Here is a 19,895-nt window from a genome sequence, read left to right on the forward strand (position 1 = left end):
AATCGAGAGGCGCGTAAGATAATGGTTTTAATCCCAAATATCAACGGAATTTGAACATCACCCTCGATATTCAACGATTTCGTCAAGAGGCTGCAGATCTGCAGCTTTGGGTTCCCCGTCCGCCGTCCCCGTGTACAGAAAGCCGATAATTTGCTCATCATCCGCAAGGCCCAAATAGTCCCTCACCGGCCCCGACTCCGCCATGTCACCGGTTCGCCACATGGCGGCGAACCCCAAGGCTCCCGCCGCTAGCTGCAAATGCTGAGTAGCAATACCCACCGCTACCTGCTGCTCCCACACGGGCACCTTTTTATGCTCCCAGTCCAAGCGCGCTATCGAGACAATAATCATGGGCGCACGCAATGGCATAGAACGTAATCGCATACGCTTCTGTTCATCCGCGTCAGGCTGAGATGCCTCAAACGCACTCCCCAACGCCTCCAGTGCAGCGCCCTGTAACACCACAAAACGCCAGGGTCGCAATCGGCCATGATCGGGGGCCCGCACAGCACACCGAAACATTTGCTCCAGCTCCGCCCGGCTTGGGCTGGGAGCAATCAGCTTGGGCGTCGATACCCGCTCAAGCATCGCATCTAGAATAGTGGTCATAATCTGCCTTGTATGGGAATTTCAAAGTGTCTGATCCTAAGGCGCATCATACCCCAAGATATCGTGTGCTTCCCAACCTTCAAATGAGAACTGATTCCATTTAAGAGCGTTTATCCAAGTAATGTTGCCGCTCGCCCAACAAACCGAGCCGTTAGTGCATTTTTTGCACAGAAAAGCGCCAAAGTTTGAGCCAGTTCTCATAGCTCTCGCCGATTCTTGTCAATACTTAATCAATGATCTTACCGGAGTCGGGCATTCAGGTATGAAAACCCATAACCTGCATTCATGGAATGTTTCACTGGAAAACGCGAGAGCAATCCATAAAAATCTGCGCGCGTGGATTATAACAGAGGGTGATTGCAGCCAACCGCGGCTTGTGGGCCGCATTTCGCTGACATCCAACAACGAATCTGACCAGTCAGCAACCATTCAAGCCTGCATAACAGTGCAATCAAGCCCATCCAAGACCCTGTTAGAACGAAAAGTCGCCATCAAGACGGCCAAGTTCCCGCTAGAGCCTGGGCTGTACGCCTTTCGCAAAGTGCCAGCCATCATTGCCGCACTGAACAAGCTGAATCGCGTTCCCGACTTGTTTATCTGTGATGGACGAGGTGTTACCGGTGACGAAAGCTTTGGGGTCGCATCTCATGTGGGCTTGGTCTGCAGTGTGCCCACCATTGGTATCCGGCCAGTCAAACCCCGCCACATGACGGAAACCCTAGGCCTTGAACGGGGCAGCTATTTGCGTGTCCACGACAACAATCAAATTGCTGCAATCGTGAGGATCATCGATAACGCCGACCCGCTATTGGTTTCACCCGGGCATAAAATCAGCCTGGAAGCATCTATAGCCCAGGTTTTAGACTACATTCCCGCCAGCCTCTCCAAGCGTGAATATTTACAGGCGCTCTACCCCGAAGCAGGCCATAATAACGAAGCACCGGTTAAATTAACGCTGGTGCACTCGGCCACTGGTCGGTAAAAACACAAATCCTATAAAAAGGAAGTTGTTAGCGCGTTCCCAACCGCTTACACTTCTGAACATACTAACAAAACAACTTGAATTTCGTTACCAAAGCCTTTGATATGATTGATATTCATCTAGTGCTTTGTTTGGCGTGGACGGAGATGGATGCCTAGCAAGTTTGCTCTCGACATAACACCCGAAAGTCTAATCAACAAAGACCTTTCGCCGTCTTATATCCGATTTTTCGCCTATATTCTGAGCTGCCTGACCGTAGCCACCGCACTGCTGGCTGGCGATATTCAAAAGTCACTATGGTGGGTTCCGGTAGCTGCGCTGGTATACCCGGCGCTGAGCCATCTGATTACTGCCCGCTGGCAGCGCTCCAACCCAGGTAAAACCAATTCCATATTGATCCTGTTGGACTCGACCATTGCCGGTGGCTCGATCGCCCTGCTGCATTTCAATCCAGCCCTGTCGCTGTTTCTATTTTTCTTAGTCAGCGCTGGCACCATTACCATTGGTGGAATCTTCGGCTGGCTGGTGAGCTGCCTGGCATTGATAATCGGCACAGTTATCGGCATGGCCGTTGTCGGGATGCCTGCGTTTTCACCTGAACCACCCAACGTTTTTACCCTCACCGTGGGCCTGTTCGGCGTAACCATGTATTCCACCGCTTTGGGCTATTTCTCGTTCAAACAAGCCAGAACCCTGATGTCGATCCAGGGCGAACTGAAAAAACGCCAGAAAGAATCCGCCAACCTGTCACGTAAACTCTCCAAATATCTGCCGCCGCAGGTCTGGGGCTCGATCTTCTCAGGGCAGACCGACGTGAAACTGGAAACTCAGCGTAAAAAACTGACCGTGTTCTTCTCAGATATAAAAGGATTTGCAGAAATCTCTGAGGAGCTGCAGCCAGAAGCGTTGACGGATCTGCTTAACAGCTACTTTACCGAGATGTCACGGATTGCACTGAAGTATGGCGGCACCATCGATAAGTTCGTGGGCGATGCCATACTAATATTTTTCGGTGATCCTACGTCTCGCGGACAAAAACAGGATGCCATTGCCTGTGTATCAATGGCGCTGGAAATGCGTAAAAAAATGAAGCTATTACGGCAGCAATGGCGTAAAGAAGGTATAAGCAAACCCCTGCAAGTACGCATGGGCATCAATACCGGCTATTGCACAGTGGGTAACTTTGGTGCCGAAACCCGCATGGATTACACCATCATCGGCCGCGAGGTGAACCTGGCCAGCCGCCTTGAGTCTGTGGCTCAACCAGGCGAGATTTTAATCGCAGAATCCACTTACAACTTGGTGCGTGACGTCATCATGTGCCGGGATCGCGGACAGATAAATGTAAAAGGCTTCAGCAAAACGGTGCCCATTTTTGAAATAGTGGATCTTCGTAAAGAGCTCGGCGCCTCACAAAGCTTCCTTGAATGCGAAAAAGACGGGTTCACCCTGTTCGTAGACATCGATAAAATCCGTAACTATGACAAGGATACGGTGGTGGAAGCACTGGAAGAGGCTGCAAAACGTATCCGTGACAAGTTGATCGTCTAATATGAAACAGCGGCCGATGCTCAGGTTTCTAAATCGCGTCGAAACCCTCGGCAATCAACTCCCCCACCCCACAACCTTATTTATTTGGTTCAGCCTGTTGGTATTGATCCTATCCTGGGCACTATCAATGCTCGGGGTTAGCGCAGTACACCCCACCCAGAACACCACCATCGCGGTCACCAACCTGCTTAGCCAGGATGGTCTTCACAGAGTGCTCACCGCTAGTGTCAGCAACTTCACCCAGTTCGCCCCCGTTGGTACCGTGCTGGTGGCCATGCTTGGGTTAGGCATTGCAGAAAAGTCGGGGTTACTGGCTGCATTGCTACACAAACTGGTAGCAAAAGCGGGTGGACAAACCTTGTCTGCCATTGTTGTATTCGCTGGAGTAATGAGCAGCCTGGCGGCAGATGCCGGCTACGTAGTGCTGATACCCTTGGCCGGGATAGTATTTGCCAGTGCGGGCAAACACCCACTGGCGGGGATGGCAGCCGCATTCGCTGGCGTGTCCGGTGGCTACAGTGCAAATTTATTAATCGGACCAGTCGACGCCGTACTGGCAGGCATCTCGACTGAGGCAGCCCATTTGGTAGACCCAGAGCGAGATGTCAGTGTCGTAGCCAATTATTACTTTATCGTCATGTCTACGTTTTTGATCACCTTGCTGGGAACAATCATTACCGAAAAAATCACGCTTCCCGCGCTACCTAAATGGCAACAGGATAAACCGATAGCAAGCCAAACACCGTTGTCCGGGTTACACGCAGCAGGGTTGCGTAATGCAGGGTTGGTATTCGCAGTCAGCATCACCCTCATCGCGGTAGGCCTGATTCCCGACAGTGGCATCCTCAGAGATCCGAACACACATTCAATCAGCCAATCTGCCTTTATGAAAGGCATTGTTACGGTCATCTCCCTAATCGCCGCACTGTGTGGCATCGCCTACGGCGTGACCGTGCAACGCTATAACAGCAAGGGCAGCATCATAAAGGATATGGAAGACACCTTCGCCACCATGGCAAGCTATCTCGTCCTGATGTTTTTCGCAGCACAGTTTGTAAATTACTTCGGCTGGTCCAATATGGGTATGGTTCTGGCAATCAAGGGTGCCACCTGGTTGCAGGCACTATCCCTTTCCCCGGTGATCCTGTTGTCGATTTTTATCGTGATGGCTGCGTTCATTAACCTGTTGGTGGGGAGTGCGTCTGCCAAATGGTCATTATTGGCACCGGTTTTCATCCCCATGTTTTTACTGTTGGGCATAGCACCAGAACAAGTACAAGCTGCCTACCGAGTGGGGGACAGCAGCACCAACATTATTACACCCCTGATGCCTTATTTCGGAGTCGTGGTAGCGTTCATGCAACGCTATAAACCAGACTTGGGTGTGGGCACCATCATGTCACTGATGCTGCCCTACTCCATTACGTTCCTGCTGGGTTGGAGTATTGTGTTTGCCATCTGGATTGCGGCTGGGCTACCTCTGGGCCCAGCCTGATAGCTGACTACTGGCGAACCAAACGCAGATTTGCCATCGACCGAGGGTCACTGCTGCGAAACGGGTTGATGTCGATACCACCACGACGAGTGTAACGCGCATACACACTCAGCTTTTCAGGCTTGCACTGACGACTAATATCCATAAAAATTCGCTCCACGCACTGCTCATGAAACTCCTGATTACTACGGAACGAAATAAGATATTTCAGCAGCCCTTCTTCACATATTCTATTACCTGAATATTCAATCAATACACTGGCCCAATCAGGCTGGCCGGTAACAGGGCAACAAGAACGCAACAGATGGCTATGCAGCTGAACCTGAACAAAGTGATCTTCTGTTGTCAGCAACGAAGAGTCGACCTCATAAGCACTGACATCAACATCCAAATCATCAATACAACGGCCAGGCAAGGAGACAACCTCAAACTTTCCCTGCCAGGCTAGCTCAGTAAGCTCAATCCTAACCTTCGCACCCACCACCTTGCCAATATCTTCAGCAATCTTATCGGTCACCTGCCGCACAGATGCCATAACAGTTTGGTTATACGAGCCGAGATAGAGCTTAAGGGATTTGGACTCGACGATATTAGGTGAATTAGCTGGCACTACCATAAACATAAGCGCCACCACCGGTTTACCTTTGGGATTCAACCAGGACAGTTCATAAGCATTCCACACATCCTCACCATGAAACGGCAATGAATCTTCGTCCACCCCAATTTCCAAACGCCCCAGCTTCCGAGGAATTGCATGCAACTGCGCAGGATCATATTGATCAGGATACGCGCTGGATTGCCCTAATGGGCCATTTAGTTGATCGCTCATATTAACTTCTGATTCCCACGCCATTCTTTAACAACCAATGAGCCCAACAATAGAGCGCAACTATAAACATAATAACCATGCCATAAGCCAATCCGACATTAACATCGGATATACCCAGAATCCCATAGCGAAAACCATTCACCATATAAACAATAGGATTGGCCTTGGAAACCCCTTCCCAAAAATCGGGCAACATATTTACAGAGTAGAACACCCCACCCAAATACGTTAACGGAGTCAGAACAAACGTTGGAACTATAGAGATGTCATCAAAGGATCTGGCATATACCGCATTAATAAAGCCACCTAACGAGAACAAGATGGCGGTCAGCACAACCATCGTTATCGTTATAAATATGTTCTCTACGGCCAATTGAGTAAAGAACAGCGACAACGCCGTAACAATAACACCAACTGCCAACCCGCGCGCCACTCCTCCGAGCACAAAACCACCTATCACTATATAGTTGGGCATGGGCGAAACCAGCATTTCCTCAATGCTACGCTGGAACTTGGTACTGAAAAATGAGGACACCACATTGGAGTAAGAATTGGTTATGACCGACATCATAATCAAACCCGGTACAATGTACTCCATATAAGAGTAATCACCAATCTGACCGATACGCCGACCTATCAACTCGCCGAAAATAACAAAATACAGCGCAATCGTAATCGCAGGAGGAATCAAGGTTTGAATCCATATCCGCATAAAACGGCGTATTTCCTTGGTGACGATGGTATTGAACGCGTTGAATTTCTGCTGCCAATTCATATCAAGCGTTCCTCTCAACCATCGACACAAATAACTCTTCCAAGCGATTGGCTTTATTGCGCATACTGGTGACGGCAATACCCAATTCGCTCAAACGAGTAAAAATATCATTTAAAGGTGCCTGCTTGGATACCTCAACTTCAAGAGTATGGGCATCCACCAAGGTAGTCTGGGCTCCATCAAGAACAGGAGCAACAGAAATATCCTGCCCCAAATCCAATACAAACGTTTCTTTATCCAAGCGAGCCAGGAACGCTTTCATAGAGCATTGTTCAATAATCTGTCCGTGATCGATGATTGCAATGCTGCGGCACAAGTGCTCGGCCTCTTCCAGGTAATGGGTGGTGAGAATGATCGTGGTTCCCTGCTTGTTCAGTTGCTGTAGAAACGACCACATGGAACGCCGTAATTCAATATCGACACCTGCAGTAGGCTCATCCAATACCAGCAGTTTGGGCTCATGCACCAAGGCACGTGCAATCATCAACCGCCGCTTCATACCGCCTGATAACATGCGCGAGCGATCATCTCGCTTATCCCACAACCCCAACAGCTTTAGGTATTTTTCGGCACGCTCGGCTGCCGTTTTCTGATCTATACCAAAGTATCCCGCTTGGGTACGTAATATGTCGCCAACTTTTTCGAACTGATTAAAGTTGAATTCCTGAGGCACAATACCAATATTCATCTTGGCTGCAGCAAAATCGCGGTCGATATCCTGACCGTAAATACTCACAGTGCCTGACGACTTGTTTACCAGAGAGCTGATAATGCCAATCGTGGTTGATTTTCCCGCTCCGTTGGGCCCAAGCAACGCCATAAAATCACCCGATTGAACTTGAAAACTGATTCCCTTAAGCGCCTCGAACCCGCCTGAATAGGTTTTCTTCAGATCTGAAACAGCTAGTGCAATAGTCATGGTAGGTCTGATCTAATAAATGCGTGGAGGTGGATTATACGGAAACAAATACCAGGTGCCAGCGTGGCGCAAGACGGTAACCGCTCTGCCTCAAGCGAGCTGGTCGAGATGGAGGCTACCTGTCTCGCCTCGCCAAAGCCAGTGCAGAATATCACAATCGAACCACAGGAACGCGCCCTCCATCATCCAGGGCCAGTGAGGCTCCTCAATCTCCGATTCACTGCGCAAAAAATAGATAAACGACGCCAGAATGGTATCGTGAGTAACATGTACCGAAAAAGATCCGGGTTGCTGCAAACCACCCTTCATATGCTCGATAAGCTGTAAGGCTCCCTCCTTGGGCGACAACACGCCTCGAACCTCATTGCGTAAATGCTTGCGAGCAAAGGCCAATGGCCCCAGCTTCATGAAATATGGCCCCGCCACCGGCAGATCTTTCACATAACTGCCGGGCTCAACCAAGCTGCCATGGGTCAGAATGGGCAACTCAACACCAGCACCCTGCGCCATCGCTTCAGCAGTTTTGATACAGCGCCCCACAGGGCTGGAAAAAAGTGCGCTGATTGGCCTGTCGAGGTTTCGCCCCCACTCACGGGCTAGCTCAACGCCCTCCTCAGTAAGCGGTATGTCGTAACCGGCGAAACGATTCTTGGGTTGTTCTCGAATGGAATGCCGGGTCAGCAGCACGCAGGGCACATGCCTTGGCACCCGCGCTAAAGAAGGTATCATCGTTGGATGAAGATGTTCCAAAATCGCCTTATTTTCCAAATCGTTACCGCCCTTACTCACAATCAAGTATCGTACTTTAAAACAGTTTAACAGATTAACGTATTGACTTTGGCATACCAATCCTGAAAATATGACGAAACGTCACTCTTTGACGGAGTATCCATTTTGAACACCCAGACCCGACGTCAGCGGGAGTTTGAACAGCGAGAACAGCTGTTCATCGACACCGCCCGCAGCATCATCCGCCAAGACGGCCATTCCGGCCTGACGATGGATAAGATTGCAGAGCTTACCGAGTACGCCAAAGGCACCGTTTATAAGCATTTCACCTGCAAGGAAGATATCTTGTGTGGCCTGTGCCTGGATAGCCTGGGCCACTTGCACAAGATGTTCAGTCTGGCAGAAACCTTTCAGGGTACCAGCCGTGAACAAATCATGTGCCTGGGCATTGGCTACCAACTGTACACACTAAGCTACCCAGAAGAATTCGACCTGTTGATTGCTGCACGTACCAACAACATTCGCGAAAAAGCCTCTCCTGAAAGACTGGAGAAGATGAAACAGGTGGACAACCTGGTAATCAACCACATGCGCGGCGTTATCGAGCATGCAGTACAGTGCGGTGATTTACAATTGCCCAAGGCAAGCACCATAGATGACATTTGTTATGGTTTGTGGGCCATGAACTTCGGGCTTTTGGTACTGGATCATGCGCGCGATATGGTGAATGGATTAACCTTGTCACCCAGCCATCATCTCGTGCTATCCCAGATCAGCTGCCTGCTGGATGGCTACAACTGGCAGCCTTTAAGCAGCGAGAAAGATTACAGCACCACTATCGCAGCGGCATACAAACACCTTCACCAGCCTAACTCAACGGATTGAGAGGAAGTATCGACATGCATCATCCAATATCTCATTGGCTCGTACAGCACAGGCTGCCTCTGTTTATCCTGAGCATCCTCGCCGTCGCGTTCCTTGCCTTCGGAGCAACCAAGCTCACCGTCAAATCCGATTATAAGATCTTTTTCGAAGCGGATAACCCGCAGCTGGTCGCCAACGAAATGATCCAGAATCGTTTCAGTGCCAGTGATAATGTGCTGCTGGTTCTAAACCCGGCCAACGGTGATATTTTTAACCGTGAAAACCTCCATGCCATCGAAGAGCTGACCGAAGCAGCGTGGCAGATACCCTATTCTCAACGCGTGGATTCCATCACCAACTTTCAGAACACTGCCGTTGATGGCGATGATCTCATGGTAGAGGATTTAGTGCAGGATGCGCTCTCTCTTTCACCACAAGAGATCAGTCAACGTAAAGAAATTGCCCTCAACGAGCCGCTGTTGGTGCATCGATTGATTTCCCCAACAGGCCATGTCAGTGCACTGAACGTCCAGCTCAATCTGCCGGAAGATCAGACTATGGCCATTCCGGTGGTAATGGAAAAAGTGCGCTCCATTCGCCAGGAGTTTGCAGAGAAGCACCCTGATTTGCAAATAATGATCACAGGGGTTACGCCGCTCAACAATGCCTTTAATGAAATGAATCAAAAGGATTCAGAAACGCTGATTCCACTCATGCTGTTGATCATAGTGATGTTAGTCGGCCTGTTATTGCGTTCGGTGTCCGGTACTGTTATCACTGTTCTGATCATCATATTCAGCGTAGTCACTGCGGTCAGCTCTATGGGTTGGATTGGAATGCCAATCAACAACATCAATTTCGCTGCGCCCATCATCATTCTTACGCTGGCGGTTGCTGACTGCATACATCTACTTTCCTATTATATGATGGGCCTCAGAAAAGGAATGGATAAAATAGAGGCCCTAAAAAGCAGCCTGGACGTCAACGCCAAGCCGATATTCCTCACCAGTCTAACAACTGCAATCGGGTTTCTTAGCATGCAATCCAGCGAGTCCCCTCCGTTTAGAGAGCTGGGTGTGGTCGCGGCAATCGGTGTGCTCTTCGCTTTTTTGTTTACTTTAACAGTCATGCCCCAACTGATTCTGTGGTTTACCCGTAAAGCCCCTGCCATAGATACTGAGCGAACCGCGCAATTCAGCAAGCTGGCAGACTTCACGCTTCGTCATCCTAAAAAGCTGTTTTTCATCAGCCTGGGCACCGCGGTCTTTTGTATTGGTTTCATCGGCCAGAATGAACTCAATGACGACAATTTCGGTTACTTCAAAGAAACACTGGAAGTGCGCAAAGCCGCTGATTTCACCGAGGCCAACCTAAACGGCGTCAACATCATCGAATACGCGCTGGAGTCCGGGTCAGATCAAGGCGTAAACAGCCCTCAGTACCTGAAGCAAGTAGATAAATTCGCAAACTGGTACCGACAACAGCCCATGGTGACTCATGTATTTACGTTCACCGACGTGCTGAAACGCCTAAACAGAAACATGAATGGAGATGATCCTGCTTTCTACCGCCTGCCTGAAAGTCGCGAGCATGCATCGCAGTATCAGCTGCTTTACGAAATGTCACTGCCCTTCGGTATGGATGTGAACAACCAAGTGGACATGAACAAATCCGCAATGCGCATCACTGTCAGTATAAAGGGCGCGAAAGCCAAGGACATCATTGACATGGAAGCTCGAGCACAAGCCTGGTTTGCGGAAAATGCGCCAGAAATGACCGCGATAGGTGCCAGCCCTTCCATCATGTTCGCCACCATAGGGCAAAAGAATATTGAAAGCATGATCAACGGAACGGTCATCGCCACCATCATCATCTCAATGATTCTTGTCTTGGCTCTTGGGTCATGGAAACTGGGCGTGCTCAGCATCATCCCCAATGCGTTCCCGGCAGCCATCATGCTGGGCATCTGGGGCATGTTTGTCGGTGAGGTCAACCTCGCCGTTGCGGTGGTTTTCGGTATCACCTTGGGCATTGTGGTGGACGATACGGTGCACTTTATGGCTAAGTACCTGCGTGGCTATCAGGAGCATGGCAATGTAGAACAAGCCATCCACTACGCCTTCGAACACGTGGGGGCAGCCTTGGTAACCACCACCGTGGTACTGAGCCTGGGATTTGGCATGCTGGCTTTATCGGATTTTAACGTTAATGCAATACTGGGCATCATGGTGTCCATGACCATAATAATCGCACTGGTATTCGACTTCTTGTTCTTACCAAGCATGATGATCTTGTTGTCACGCTTTATTCACCCAACGCCAAAGACAAGTGTCACACAGAAAGCGGCTACCACGGATCGGGTAGTCGAAGGCCAAATATCAGAAGGCCAGCCGCTAGGAGCCCAAAGTGAAGCTATTTAACCTAGTGCTGTGCGCTGCGCTTGGCACTGTATTGAATGGCACGTTGAGTAGCGCCTCACAGGCCTCCCCCATCGAGCTAACCGATGATGCAGAACGGCGGGTTCATATGAGCAACCCAGCCCAACGTATTATTTCATTAGCGCCACATATAACCGAGGCTCTTTTTGCTGCTGGCGCGGGGGATCGAATTGTCGGTACGGTAAGTTATAGCGACTATCCCGAGGCAGCCAAAACGATTCCCTTGGTTGGCAGCTATAACCAGGTGAACTTTGAGCGCATTTTATCCCTGAACCCTGATCTGATCATCGGTTGGTACTCAGGAAACAGCGCAGAAACCGTTGAAAAACTCGCCCTGCTCAACGTACCGGTGTACCTGAGCGAACCGAAAACCATGGACAGCATCGCCCGCAACATTCGTCAGTTTGGCGTATTAGCAGGCACCGAGCTCACCGCGAATCAGGCAGCGGACACGTACGACAAGCGTCGTGCGGCACTAAGGGCCCTGCACGCTCACAAACCCCCGATAAAAGTGTTTTATCAAGTATGGGAAGACCCACTCTATACCCTTGGAGGCGGCCACTTTATTTCTGATCTGTACAGCCTCTGTGGTGGCATCAATATATTTGCCGACCTCAGCGACCCCTCGCCCATTGTCAGTGTAGAAGCCATTGTGACTCGCAACCCGCAGGTAATGCTTACCGGCGGCCATCACGGCAAACGCTCTATCAAGGATTGGAAACAAAAATGGCAGCACTGGGGCAGCATGGACGCCATAAAAAATGACATGCTGTTTTTCGTGAATCAGGATGTGTACACACGCTCGTCTCCGCGCACCGTTGATGCAGCAGAAGACCTGTGTGAGATATTAGATAAGGTAAGGGCTTCAGACACCGCCAAACATTAAAGAAGCAGGCCCCTGCCAGCTCCCCAACCAGACACCTAAAGCAAAAAGCCCGGAACCATTACTGGCCCCGGGCTTTTCATATTTTGGAGCGGGTGATGAGATTCGAACTCACGACATCTTCGTTGGCAACGAAGGGCTCTACCACTGAGCTACACCCGCTTGTTATGGGCGCGAATTTTAAGGAGGCTCAGGAAACGAGTCAACAATTTTTTCAAAGACTTTGCATTCTTCGCTACAATTGGCCTCAACAAGCACCGGAATACATCATTCATTTGACAATATTAGCCGCAATAACCAAACTACTGCGCTTTTTGCCATTCCCAAAGTTTGGCAAACGAATACCCACCTGCAACAAGTTTCAAGAGTAACAAGTACTTATGAGCGACAGCCAAAAGAAAGTAGGATTCATCTCACTGGGGTGCCCCAAAGCCCTGGTAGACTCAGAGCGCATCCTGACTCAATTGAAAATCGATGGCTACGACATAGTACCCACCTACCAAGATGCCGACGTTGTGGTCGTCAATACCTGTGGTTTTATTGACGACGCCAAACGGGAATCATTAGAAACAATAGGCGAAGCCTTACACGAAAATGGCAAAGTGATTGTGACCGGCTGCATGGGCGGCGACGCCGAACAAATCACTTCGATACACCCAGGCGTTCTCAGTGTGACTGGGCCTCAGGCCTATGAGGAAGTGGTAGGCGCCGTCCATAAATACGTGCCGCAGATCAAAACCCACGATCCCTTTACAGACCTTGTTCCGCCACAAGGCATCAAACTGACCCCGCGCCACTACGCCTATCTGAAAATATCAGAAGGCTGCAACCACCGCTGCACCTTTTGCATCATTCCTTCTTTACGAGGCGATCTGGTAAGCCGACCTATCGGCGATGTGATGGAAGAAGCGGAAAGACTGGTGAAGGCTGGTGTACAGGAGTTGCTGGTGATCTCCCAGGATACCAGCGCCTATGGCGTTGATACCAAATATCGAACTGGTTTTTGGCAAGGAACCCCGATAAAAACCCGCATGAAAGAACTGTGTGCTGCACTGGGTGAATTCGGCGTGTGGGTTCGTCTGCACTATGTGTACCCCTACCCCCATGTTGACGACATTATCCCCATGATGGCCGATGGGAAAATTCTTCCCTACCTGGACATCCCCTTTCAACATGGCAGCCCTTCTGTTCTGAAGGCCATGAAACGCCCGGCTCATGCTGAAAACACCTTGGAACGCATCCACAAATGGCGTGCAATCTGCCCTGATCTCACCTTGCGCAGCACCTTCATCACAGGATTCCCTGGTGAAACTGAGCAGGATTTCGAGATCATGCTGAACTGGCTGGAAGAAGCACAGCTGGATCGGGTGGGATGCTTCAAATACTCTGCGGTAGAAGGGGCCAAGGCCAATGAAATCGACGGCGCAGTGCCAGAGGAAGTGAAGCAAGAGCGTTTTGAGCGCTTCATGGAGGTACAGTCCCGCATATCTGCCAAGCGCCTGCAAACCAAAATCGGCAAAACCATGGAGGTCATCATTGACGAAGTGGACGAAGAAGGCGCTATTGGCCGCACAGCAGCCGATGCTCCAGAAATCGACGGACTGGTATTCCTCAATGGCGAAACAGAACTGATGCCCGGCGACCTGGTAACCGCCAAGATATTCCAGGCCGATGAACATGACCTATGGGCCGAGCTGGCGCACCCAGAACAATAAAATACCCCTGCTAATGCCGCCCCAGCACATTCATGATCAAAGTAAGCACCACGCTTATGATGATCATGGATGTAACAGGGAAAAATACGCCGCCGTTTTCGTTCCCCCAGCGCAAATCCCCAGGCAACTTACCGAACCAGCTCAACAGGCCTGCGCGTACACCAATACCAAACCTATCAGCGCCACAACAACCCCTATAATAATCAATAATTTACCCATATTCGGAACACCCTGCCCTTAGTCAAACTGCGGAGTTTGAACCAACGTACTCAAATTAGTAAGAATATTCTAATTTTTGACCTTATGATCCCCCCCATTGTTCAGTAATCTCAATATCGCACCTGTGAGGAACCCCCATGATTCAAGATAAAGTCAAAGTTCAACTGAGCCAGTTTAAAAAGCAAGGTGAAAAGCTGCAGGTTGAATTGGGTAAAGGCTTGGAAGCAGCCAAAGAGGAAGGCCAGCGCATACTCAAGGAACTGGGTGTAGATACCAGCACCAAAAAGATTGATATCAACGAACTGGTGACTGAGCTACGCAAAGCCAACCCCAGCGTACGCGATTTCCTGCGCAACCTGGATGTCGCCACTTATGACAACCGTTTCCGCTTGAACTGGAACACCACGATGATTTCGGCCTACGCCAAGCAGCAAGCTGAAAAAGCCTACGCCAAAGACGTGAAACCCCGTATTGCTGAAGTACGTGAAACCGTATCCACCCAACTGCGTGAAGTTCAAGCCAAGACTCAAGAATTGCGTGCCAAACTAACGGCCTGATTAGTCGATTTATCTTCTCCTGCGTTTTTTAGCCCCCGTATTCCGGGGGCTCTTTGTTTTTGGCTATATTAAATCCAGTCTTATTCGAGTTTGGTACAGCCTCACGGTCAGTGCTAAACTTTCTTGCCTAACCAATCGATAAGCAAAGCCATGCACTGTCTCGATAACGATGCACCACCCGCCCCTTTTAAACAGTGGCTGCTAGCGCTGGATCCAGAGCTACAATCTGGCGACAAGCTGAAGCCTGTGCGCAACCGGGTGCGCTGCAAGGCTTGCCTGAACTATCTAACCAGTAATGACTATCTGACACCCATCGAAGGCGAGACCAGCCACTTCTTCACCAACCCGGAAGGAGTAGGGTTCGATCTGCAAACCTATAGCGCCGTTGATGGAAGCGTAACCGGAGGAAAACCAACTGAACTGTTCAGCTGGTTTGAAGGGTTCGCCTGGGAGCACTGCTTTTGTGCCCGGTGCCACCAGCACATTGGCTGGTATTTCAGTAGTGAGGGCACCAGCGGCTTTTACGGATTAATAATAGACCGGCTATTGTTGGACTGAAACACTACGATTAACCAAGTTCATCCAGGGTCAAACGAAAGCTGGGTAAAAACTTTTCCATAAAATACGCCACCTCAGGCAAATCATACTCACCAAGCATCCCCTCTACCCGCTGCTTGGCAACCTGAAATTCGTGATTATTCGATTCAACTTCCTGAATGCATTTAATATACGCCGACAACACATCCGCCGCCTTCAATAACTTGCGTGTATCCGTCGGTAACAAGTGATCTTGAATCAAGGGTGCGTAATCAGCCTGCAATTCATCGGGCAACATGGTCAGCAACTTGGTCTTGGCCGCTTTCTCAACCTCTTTGTAGGCTTCGGCTATTGTAGGATTGAAATATTTGATTGGCCCCGGCAAATCCCCTGTAAGCACCTCCGAAGCATCATGATACATGGCGATCACCGCGATCTGGTTCGCATCCAGCTTACCCCCAAAATAGCAATTACGAATCAATGCCAGCGCATGGGCGATGGTGGCTACATCAAAGCTGTGCTCCTTAACATTCTCGTTTTCCACATTACGCTTCAGCCCCCAGCGTACGATGTACTTAAGCTTTGATATATAGGCAAAAAAATGATGCACAACAACTCCCCTTGGATAATGAATACAAGCCTAAAAACGAACAACGGCCCGACTAAGCGGGCCGCTTTCGCCTGAATACAGTTAAAGGTTAGCTTCTGCGTACTCCGCCAGCAAGGAGCGAGGAATACCGTTAAGCCGTAAACTGGTGCTGTGCTTGAACCCTTTGAAACGCTCAGTCATATAGGTCAGCCCCGAACTGATAGGGCTTAAATACGGCGTATCGATCTGCGCCAGGTTGCCCAAACAGATCACCTTACTGCCCTCGCCTGCCCGAGTGATGATGGCTTTCATTTGATGCGGTGTAAGATTCTGGGATTCATCAATCAAAATCAGACTGCGCTGAAAGCTGCGACCACGAATATAATTTAAGGCTTTAAACTGAATATTGGCCTTGGATTTCACATATTCGATGCTGCCTTGGGGGCTTTCATCCTGTATGTGCAATGCCTCTATATTATCCGTAATGGCCCCCAGCCAAGGGTCCATTTTTTCTTCTTCTGTTCCTGGCAAAAAACCGTGATCCTCCGCCAACGGCGGCGTAGAGCGGGTCACGATGATCTTGTTGTATTGCTTATGTGCCACGGTCATCTCAATGGCGGCAGCTAAAGCCAGAATGGTTTTTCCTGAACCAGCAGGCCCCGTGAGATTGACTAAGTGTACATCATTGTCCAGCAACGCGTGCAGCGCCATAGCCTGATAGATATTACGCGGCTTCAGCCCCCAAGCCTGCTGGTGCATAATGGATTCGCGCTTGATGTGTTTAATCAAGACATGCTCATCGGTGACCTCCTCGATTCGAGCCAGAAACTCCAAATCGTCCAGAATGTACTGATTGATGAACAATGGGCCATCAAATACATCCCGTGATAACGAATGATAAGTGCCGTTTTCTCGCTGGATGGTATCCACGTGAGACACGCCATCCCAAAACGAACCATTAAACTCATGATACCCCGTGGTCAACTGCTTAACGTCAGAGATCAACTGGTCGTTGTGGTAATCCTCAGCATGAATACAACACCCGCGCGCCTTTAGGCGCATATTAATATCCTTGGTTACCAACACATACTTATACTCGGGGTGCTCTAACTGCATCTGCACCACCCGATTAATAATTTTGTTGTCATTGTTGTCGTTGGGCAGGCACGCTTCCGGTGGTTCACCGGTTTTATTCATCAGGATAGCCAGCTTGCCCAAATGACTGGTGCCATTGTTTCTGGGAATGGGCACTCCATGCTGCAGACGCTCCGTAGGGCTATCGGCAATCACACTATCAATCAGCCGAATTGCTGAACGACAATCAGCGGCGATGGATTTGTTTCCGTTTTTTAGTTTATCGAGTTCTTCTAGCACGGTGATAGGAATGACGACCAAATGTTCGTCGAAGTTGAGAATAGAGTTCGGATCGTGAATCAAAACGTTGGTATCGATTACATAAGCCTTCTTTGTACTTTCTGCGTTGACACTCATTCGCGTTCCTCAAGAAGAATAATTATTAGTTCCCGGCTGATAACCGTGTTGCTGTCTTCTGTACCTCCCTAATTAACGTCCCGGTGAATATCTGAAGGTTTGAGGTGTTGAATTCCCCTGTTGATCTCCCTAACACTAATTGCGGAACAAGGGTTCCCGCGCTGATCATTTTCTGGTTTAATTTATTAAGAATGTAGAACATATTTCGCCGGTCAGGCAAACATTTTTCTTGCTAAGTTATTGATTTACTTGGCAGACAGCTTTCTCACCCTCTTTTTTTAACCTAATCCCATTACGGCCTTATTACAGCGCTTTGAGGCTGCGTTATTATTTTGCGCAAATCTTTTGTCAATTTTGTCATCCATCAGGATTGCTCATGAATCGCGCACGGCCTTATACTTTACTCGTCTTAGGTTAGCGCCCGGAATTCGCTGCCTGTCAGACATACTCGATCAGATAACCCTGCGAGCCTTAAATGACAACAAGAATAACGCAAGGACATACGCACAACCTCTTGTTAATTAACGAAAATCAGCATGGCCACGCAACCCTGAGGAGATTCATTGAATCACTGGGTCATCGTGCTGGCGAGGTGGACAGCGCTGACTCTGCACTGGAGTCTTTACAAAAGTCCAATTTCGACCTGATTTTGTTAAACGCCCAAAACGGGCCAGAACAGTGGACGCAACTACTGTATTTCATCCGCGATAAGCGCCAGCATCTGCCAGTTATTACAATCTGCGACCCCAAACAGTTCTCCGAATTTTCGACAAAATTGCGCCACCCTTCCATGTATCTGGTCACCGCCCCCTACAATCCGCTGGAACTGGAAAAAACCATCAAGGAAGCGCTGGAACAGCGACGACTGAACTTTGAGTTCAACACCCTGCAAGAACGGATTCAACAGTCAGAGAAAATGCATCGGTTCGTGGTGAACCATTCTCCCGACATCATTTATATATTGAACGAGCGCGGCAACATTTCTTTTATAAACGATCGGGTTGAAAAGTTGCTGAACACCAGCAAGCAGGATCTAATCGGTAAGCATTTCAGCGTGCTGATGAGCGAAGATGAACGCAAGCAGCACCCTCATGTGTTTGATGAACGGCGTGCCGTCAAGCGGGAGGCGCAACGTAATGAGATCCACCTCAGAAAAAGGCTTTGCCTGAATGGCGATGGCTCCAGCACTTCCCTGTCCATGCCATTCGAGGTCAGTGCTATGGGAATTTACGAAGCCGACCGTCGTAGCGGCAAGCAACTGTTTAAAGGAACTTATGGCATTGCACGGGACATAACTGATCGCAAACATGCCGAATCCCTCATGCGTTTTCAGGCATATCATGACATGCTAACCGGCCTGCCCAACCGATCACTGTTTCGGGATAGACTATCACTGGCCATATCACACGGTAAGCGCAACGGATCAAAAGTCGCTGTTATGTTTGTGGATCTGGACCGCTTCAAGCTGATCAATGATTCACTAGGCCACAACATTGGGGATCAATTAATTCAGGCAGTTGCTCGACGCATCAGCGCAACCTTGCGCGAAGGAGACACACTATCTCGCTTCGGAGGTGATGAATTCACCCTATTATTACCCAATATTCGCAATCAGGATGATGCGGCAACCATAGCTAAAAAGATTCTCCACGAATTGAAACAGCCCTTCTACATCGAACAACACGAATTGTATGTCAGTGGATCGATAGGCATTGCTCTAAACCCTGATCACGGCCATCAGTTGGATCAATTGATACAGAACGCTGATATCGCCATGTATCATGTCAAAGCCAATGGCAAAAACGGGCTGCAGTTTTTTAACGAAAAGATGAATCAATCCTATACCGAACGGCTCAATACAGAGCACGACCTTCGGCAGTGCATTGAAAACCAGGAGCTCTTTCTTGAGTACCAGCCAATCTTTAACGTCGAAACATCCCAAGTCTATGCGCTGGAAGCCTACCTTCGCTGGAAACACCCTGAACGTGGCACATTAACACCGTCTGATTTCCTGCAGGTTGCAGAAGAGACAGGCATAATCGTTGACCTTGGTGCGTGGGTCATGGATCGGGCCTGCGCTGATTTACAGGATTGGGCAAACCCTATTCTTAAAATTGCTGTTAACTTTTCGCCCAAACAGGTTGAGCATCCGGACTTTGAAAACATGCTGATGAGTGCGGTTAAAACTCACGATATCTCACCGAATCAGATTGAACTGGAAATCACCGAAGAACTGCTAATGCACGATCAAACGCTGGTTACAGCCAAGCTCAAGCGTCTCAGCCGGTTGGGATTTTCCATTTCGGTAGATGATTTCGGGACAGGCTACTCACCTTTAAGCTGCCTACACCAGCTGCCACTAAACACCATAAAGCTGCACGAATCATTCTTACGGCAAATCGGCAATCAATACCAAAGTGGAGACGCCTGCATCGTCAGCGCCATCAGCGCCATGGCCAGTGGATTAAACCTTAACCTGGTGGCAGAGTGTGTTGAAACATCAAGCCAGAAAGAATATCTATTGAAATTGGGTTGTAAGACGATGCAGGGAAACCTGTTTCAGGAGCCAGTATCCAGTGAAAAAGCCCGCCATATCGTAGTTACCCCAATACTGACCGACTAAGGCTGATTTAAGGACAAAATCTGACTTCGATCATATGCAATCCCAGTGTTATGAGGCATATTTTGCATAGATCTCATCCAGGGAACAAGA

General features: G+C 49.3%; 18 protein-coding genes and 1 tRNA gene. 10 read left to right on the forward strand and 9 right to left on the reverse strand.

What is annotated here, in order from left to right; genetic code table 11:
- Positions 1 to 57: 57 nt before the first annotated feature.
- Positions 58 to 609 (reverse strand): nitroreductase family protein, encoded by a 552-nt coding sequence (locus Kalk_RS02475; protein WP_101892701.1) that lies wholly within the window; start codon positions 607 to 609, stop codon positions 58 to 60.
- A 262-nt stretch (positions 610 to 871) separates the two neighbouring features.
- On the opposite strand from Kalk_RS02475, the gene Kalk_RS02480 reads away from it, so the two are divergent.
- The 3 genes from Kalk_RS02480 to Kalk_RS02490 all read left to right on the forward strand — a co-directional run bounded on the left by Kalk_RS02480 (position 872) and on the right by Kalk_RS02490 (position 4,637).
- On the forward strand, positions 872 to 1,591 hold the full coding sequence (locus Kalk_RS02480; RefSeq protein ID WP_158643273.1) for an endonuclease V: 720 nt from the start codon (positions 872 to 874) through the stop codon (positions 1,589 to 1,591).
- Positions 1,592 to 1,741: 150 nt separating this feature from the next.
- Positions 1,742 to 3,142: an adenylate/guanylate cyclase domain-containing protein gene (locus Kalk_RS02485; protein WP_101892703.1), complete on the forward strand. Its 1,401-nt coding sequence runs from the start codon at positions 1,742 to 1,744 to the stop codon at positions 3,140 to 3,142.
- A 16-nt stretch (positions 3,143 to 3,158) separates the two neighbouring features.
- A complete protein-coding gene (locus Kalk_RS02490; RefSeq protein ID WP_101896182.1) occupies positions 3,159 to 4,637 on the forward strand; it encodes an AbgT family transporter in 1,479 nt (492 codons plus the stop codon).
- A 7-nt stretch (positions 4,638 to 4,644) separates the two neighbouring features.
- Here Kalk_RS02490 and queF read toward each other — a convergent pair whose 3' ends face one another.
- The 4 genes from queF to Kalk_RS02510 form a co-directional block, all read right to left on the reverse strand.
- On the reverse strand, positions 4,645 to 5,466 hold the full coding sequence (queF, locus tag Kalk_RS02495) for an NADPH-dependent 7-cyano-7-deazaguanine reductase QueF (protein WP_101892704.1): 822 nt from the start codon (positions 5,464 to 5,466) through the stop codon (positions 4,645 to 4,647).
- Between the two features lies 1 nt (position 5,467).
- Positions 5,468 to 6,241 (reverse strand): ABC transporter permease, encoded by a 774-nt coding sequence (locus tag Kalk_RS02500; protein ID WP_101892705.1) that lies wholly within the window; start codon positions 6,239 to 6,241, stop codon positions 5,468 to 5,470.
- Between the two features lies 1 nt (position 6,242).
- Positions 6,243 to 7,160, reverse strand: coding sequence for an ABC transporter ATP-binding protein (locus Kalk_RS02505; protein WP_101892706.1), 918 nt, complete (start codon positions 7,158 to 7,160; stop codon positions 6,243 to 6,245).
- Between the two features lie 90 nt (positions 7,161 to 7,250).
- Positions 7,251 to 7,889 (reverse strand): histidine phosphatase family protein, encoded by a 639-nt coding sequence (locus Kalk_RS02510; protein ID WP_233716791.1) that lies wholly within the window; start codon positions 7,887 to 7,889, stop codon positions 7,251 to 7,253.
- 165 nt (positions 7,890 to 8,054) lie between these two features.
- Between Kalk_RS02510 and Kalk_RS02515 the strand changes: the two genes are divergently transcribed.
- Genes Kalk_RS02515 through Kalk_RS02525 form a run of 3 tightly spaced genes read left to right on the forward strand, consistent with a single transcriptional unit; the run spans position 8,055 to position 12,077 of the window.
- On the forward strand, positions 8,055 to 8,774 hold the full coding sequence (locus Kalk_RS02515; protein ID WP_158643274.1) for a TetR/AcrR family transcriptional regulator: 720 nt from the start codon (positions 8,055 to 8,057) through the stop codon (positions 8,772 to 8,774).
- 14 nt (positions 8,775 to 8,788) lie between these two features.
- Complete coding sequence (locus tag Kalk_RS02520; protein WP_101892708.1) at positions 8,789 to 11,173, forward strand: efflux RND transporter permease subunit; 2,385 nt, start codon at positions 8,789 to 8,791, stop codon at positions 11,171 to 11,173.
- Complete coding sequence (locus Kalk_RS02525; protein ID WP_101892709.1) at positions 11,160 to 12,077, forward strand: cobalamin-binding protein; 918 nt, start codon at positions 11,160 to 11,162, stop codon at positions 12,075 to 12,077. The genes Kalk_RS02520 and Kalk_RS02525 overlap by 14 nt, the downstream gene beginning before the upstream one ends.
- 84 nt (positions 12,078 to 12,161) lie before the next feature.
- Here the strand turns inward: Kalk_RS02525 and Kalk_RS02530 are convergent.
- A tRNA-Gly gene (locus tag Kalk_RS02530) sits at positions 12,162 to 12,236 on the reverse strand.
- Positions 12,237 to 12,454: 218 nt separating this feature from the next.
- Here Kalk_RS02530 and rimO point away from each other — a divergent pair.
- Positions 12,455 to 13,789 carry a 30S ribosomal protein S12 methylthiotransferase RimO gene (rimO, locus tag Kalk_RS02540; RefSeq protein WP_101892711.1) on the forward strand — a complete coding sequence of 445 codons (1,335 nt, stop codon included), beginning with the start codon at positions 12,455 to 12,457 and terminating at the stop codon, positions 13,787 to 13,789.
- Positions 13,790 to 13,799: 10 nt separating this feature from the next.
- Here rimO and Kalk_RS21640 read toward each other — a convergent pair whose 3' ends face one another.
- Positions 13,800 to 13,934, reverse strand: coding sequence for a DUF2905 domain-containing protein (locus tag Kalk_RS21640; RefSeq protein WP_199767997.1), 135 nt, complete (start codon positions 13,932 to 13,934; stop codon positions 13,800 to 13,802).
- A gap of 211 nt (positions 13,935 to 14,145) precedes the next feature.
- Here Kalk_RS21640 and Kalk_RS02550 point away from each other — a divergent pair, with 211 nt between their 5' ends.
- On the forward strand, positions 14,146 to 14,565 hold the full coding sequence (locus Kalk_RS02550; protein ID WP_101892712.1) for a hypothetical protein: 420 nt from the start codon (positions 14,146 to 14,148) through the stop codon (positions 14,563 to 14,565).
- Positions 14,566 to 14,715: 150 nt separating this feature from the next.
- Positions 14,716 to 15,123, forward strand: a complete 408-nt coding sequence (locus Kalk_RS02555; protein WP_101892713.1) for a cereblon family protein — start codon at positions 14,716 to 14,718, stop codon at positions 15,121 to 15,123.
- Positions 15,124 to 15,133: 10 nt separating this feature from the next.
- Here Kalk_RS02555 and yfbR read toward each other — a convergent pair whose 3' ends face one another.
- Both yfbR and Kalk_RS02565 read right to left on the reverse strand, forming a co-directional pair.
- Complete coding sequence (gene yfbR / locus Kalk_RS02560; RefSeq protein ID WP_101892714.1) at positions 15,134 to 15,712, reverse strand: 5'-deoxynucleotidase; 579 nt, start codon at positions 15,710 to 15,712, stop codon at positions 15,134 to 15,136.
- An 81-nt stretch (positions 15,713 to 15,793) separates the two neighbouring features.
- Positions 15,794 to 17,182: a PhoH family protein gene (locus Kalk_RS02565; RefSeq protein WP_101892715.1), complete on the reverse strand. Its 1,389-nt coding sequence runs from the start codon at positions 17,180 to 17,182 to the stop codon at positions 15,794 to 15,796.
- Between the two features lie 475 nt (positions 17,183 to 17,657).
- On the opposite strand from Kalk_RS02565, the gene Kalk_RS02570 reads away from it, so the two are divergent.
- The gene (locus tag Kalk_RS02570) at positions 17,658 to 19,805 is read left to right on the forward strand and encodes a GGDEF domain-containing response regulator (RefSeq protein ID WP_101892716.1); all 2,148 of its coding nucleotides are present in this window, start codon (positions 17,658 to 17,660) and stop codon (positions 19,803 to 19,805) included.
- Positions 19,806 to 19,895: the final 90 nt, after the last annotated feature.

It is taken from the genome of Ketobacter alkanivorans, assembly GCF_002863865.1.
Lineage (GTDB): Bacteria > Pseudomonadota > Gammaproteobacteria > Pseudomonadales > Ketobacteraceae > Ketobacter > Ketobacter alkanivorans.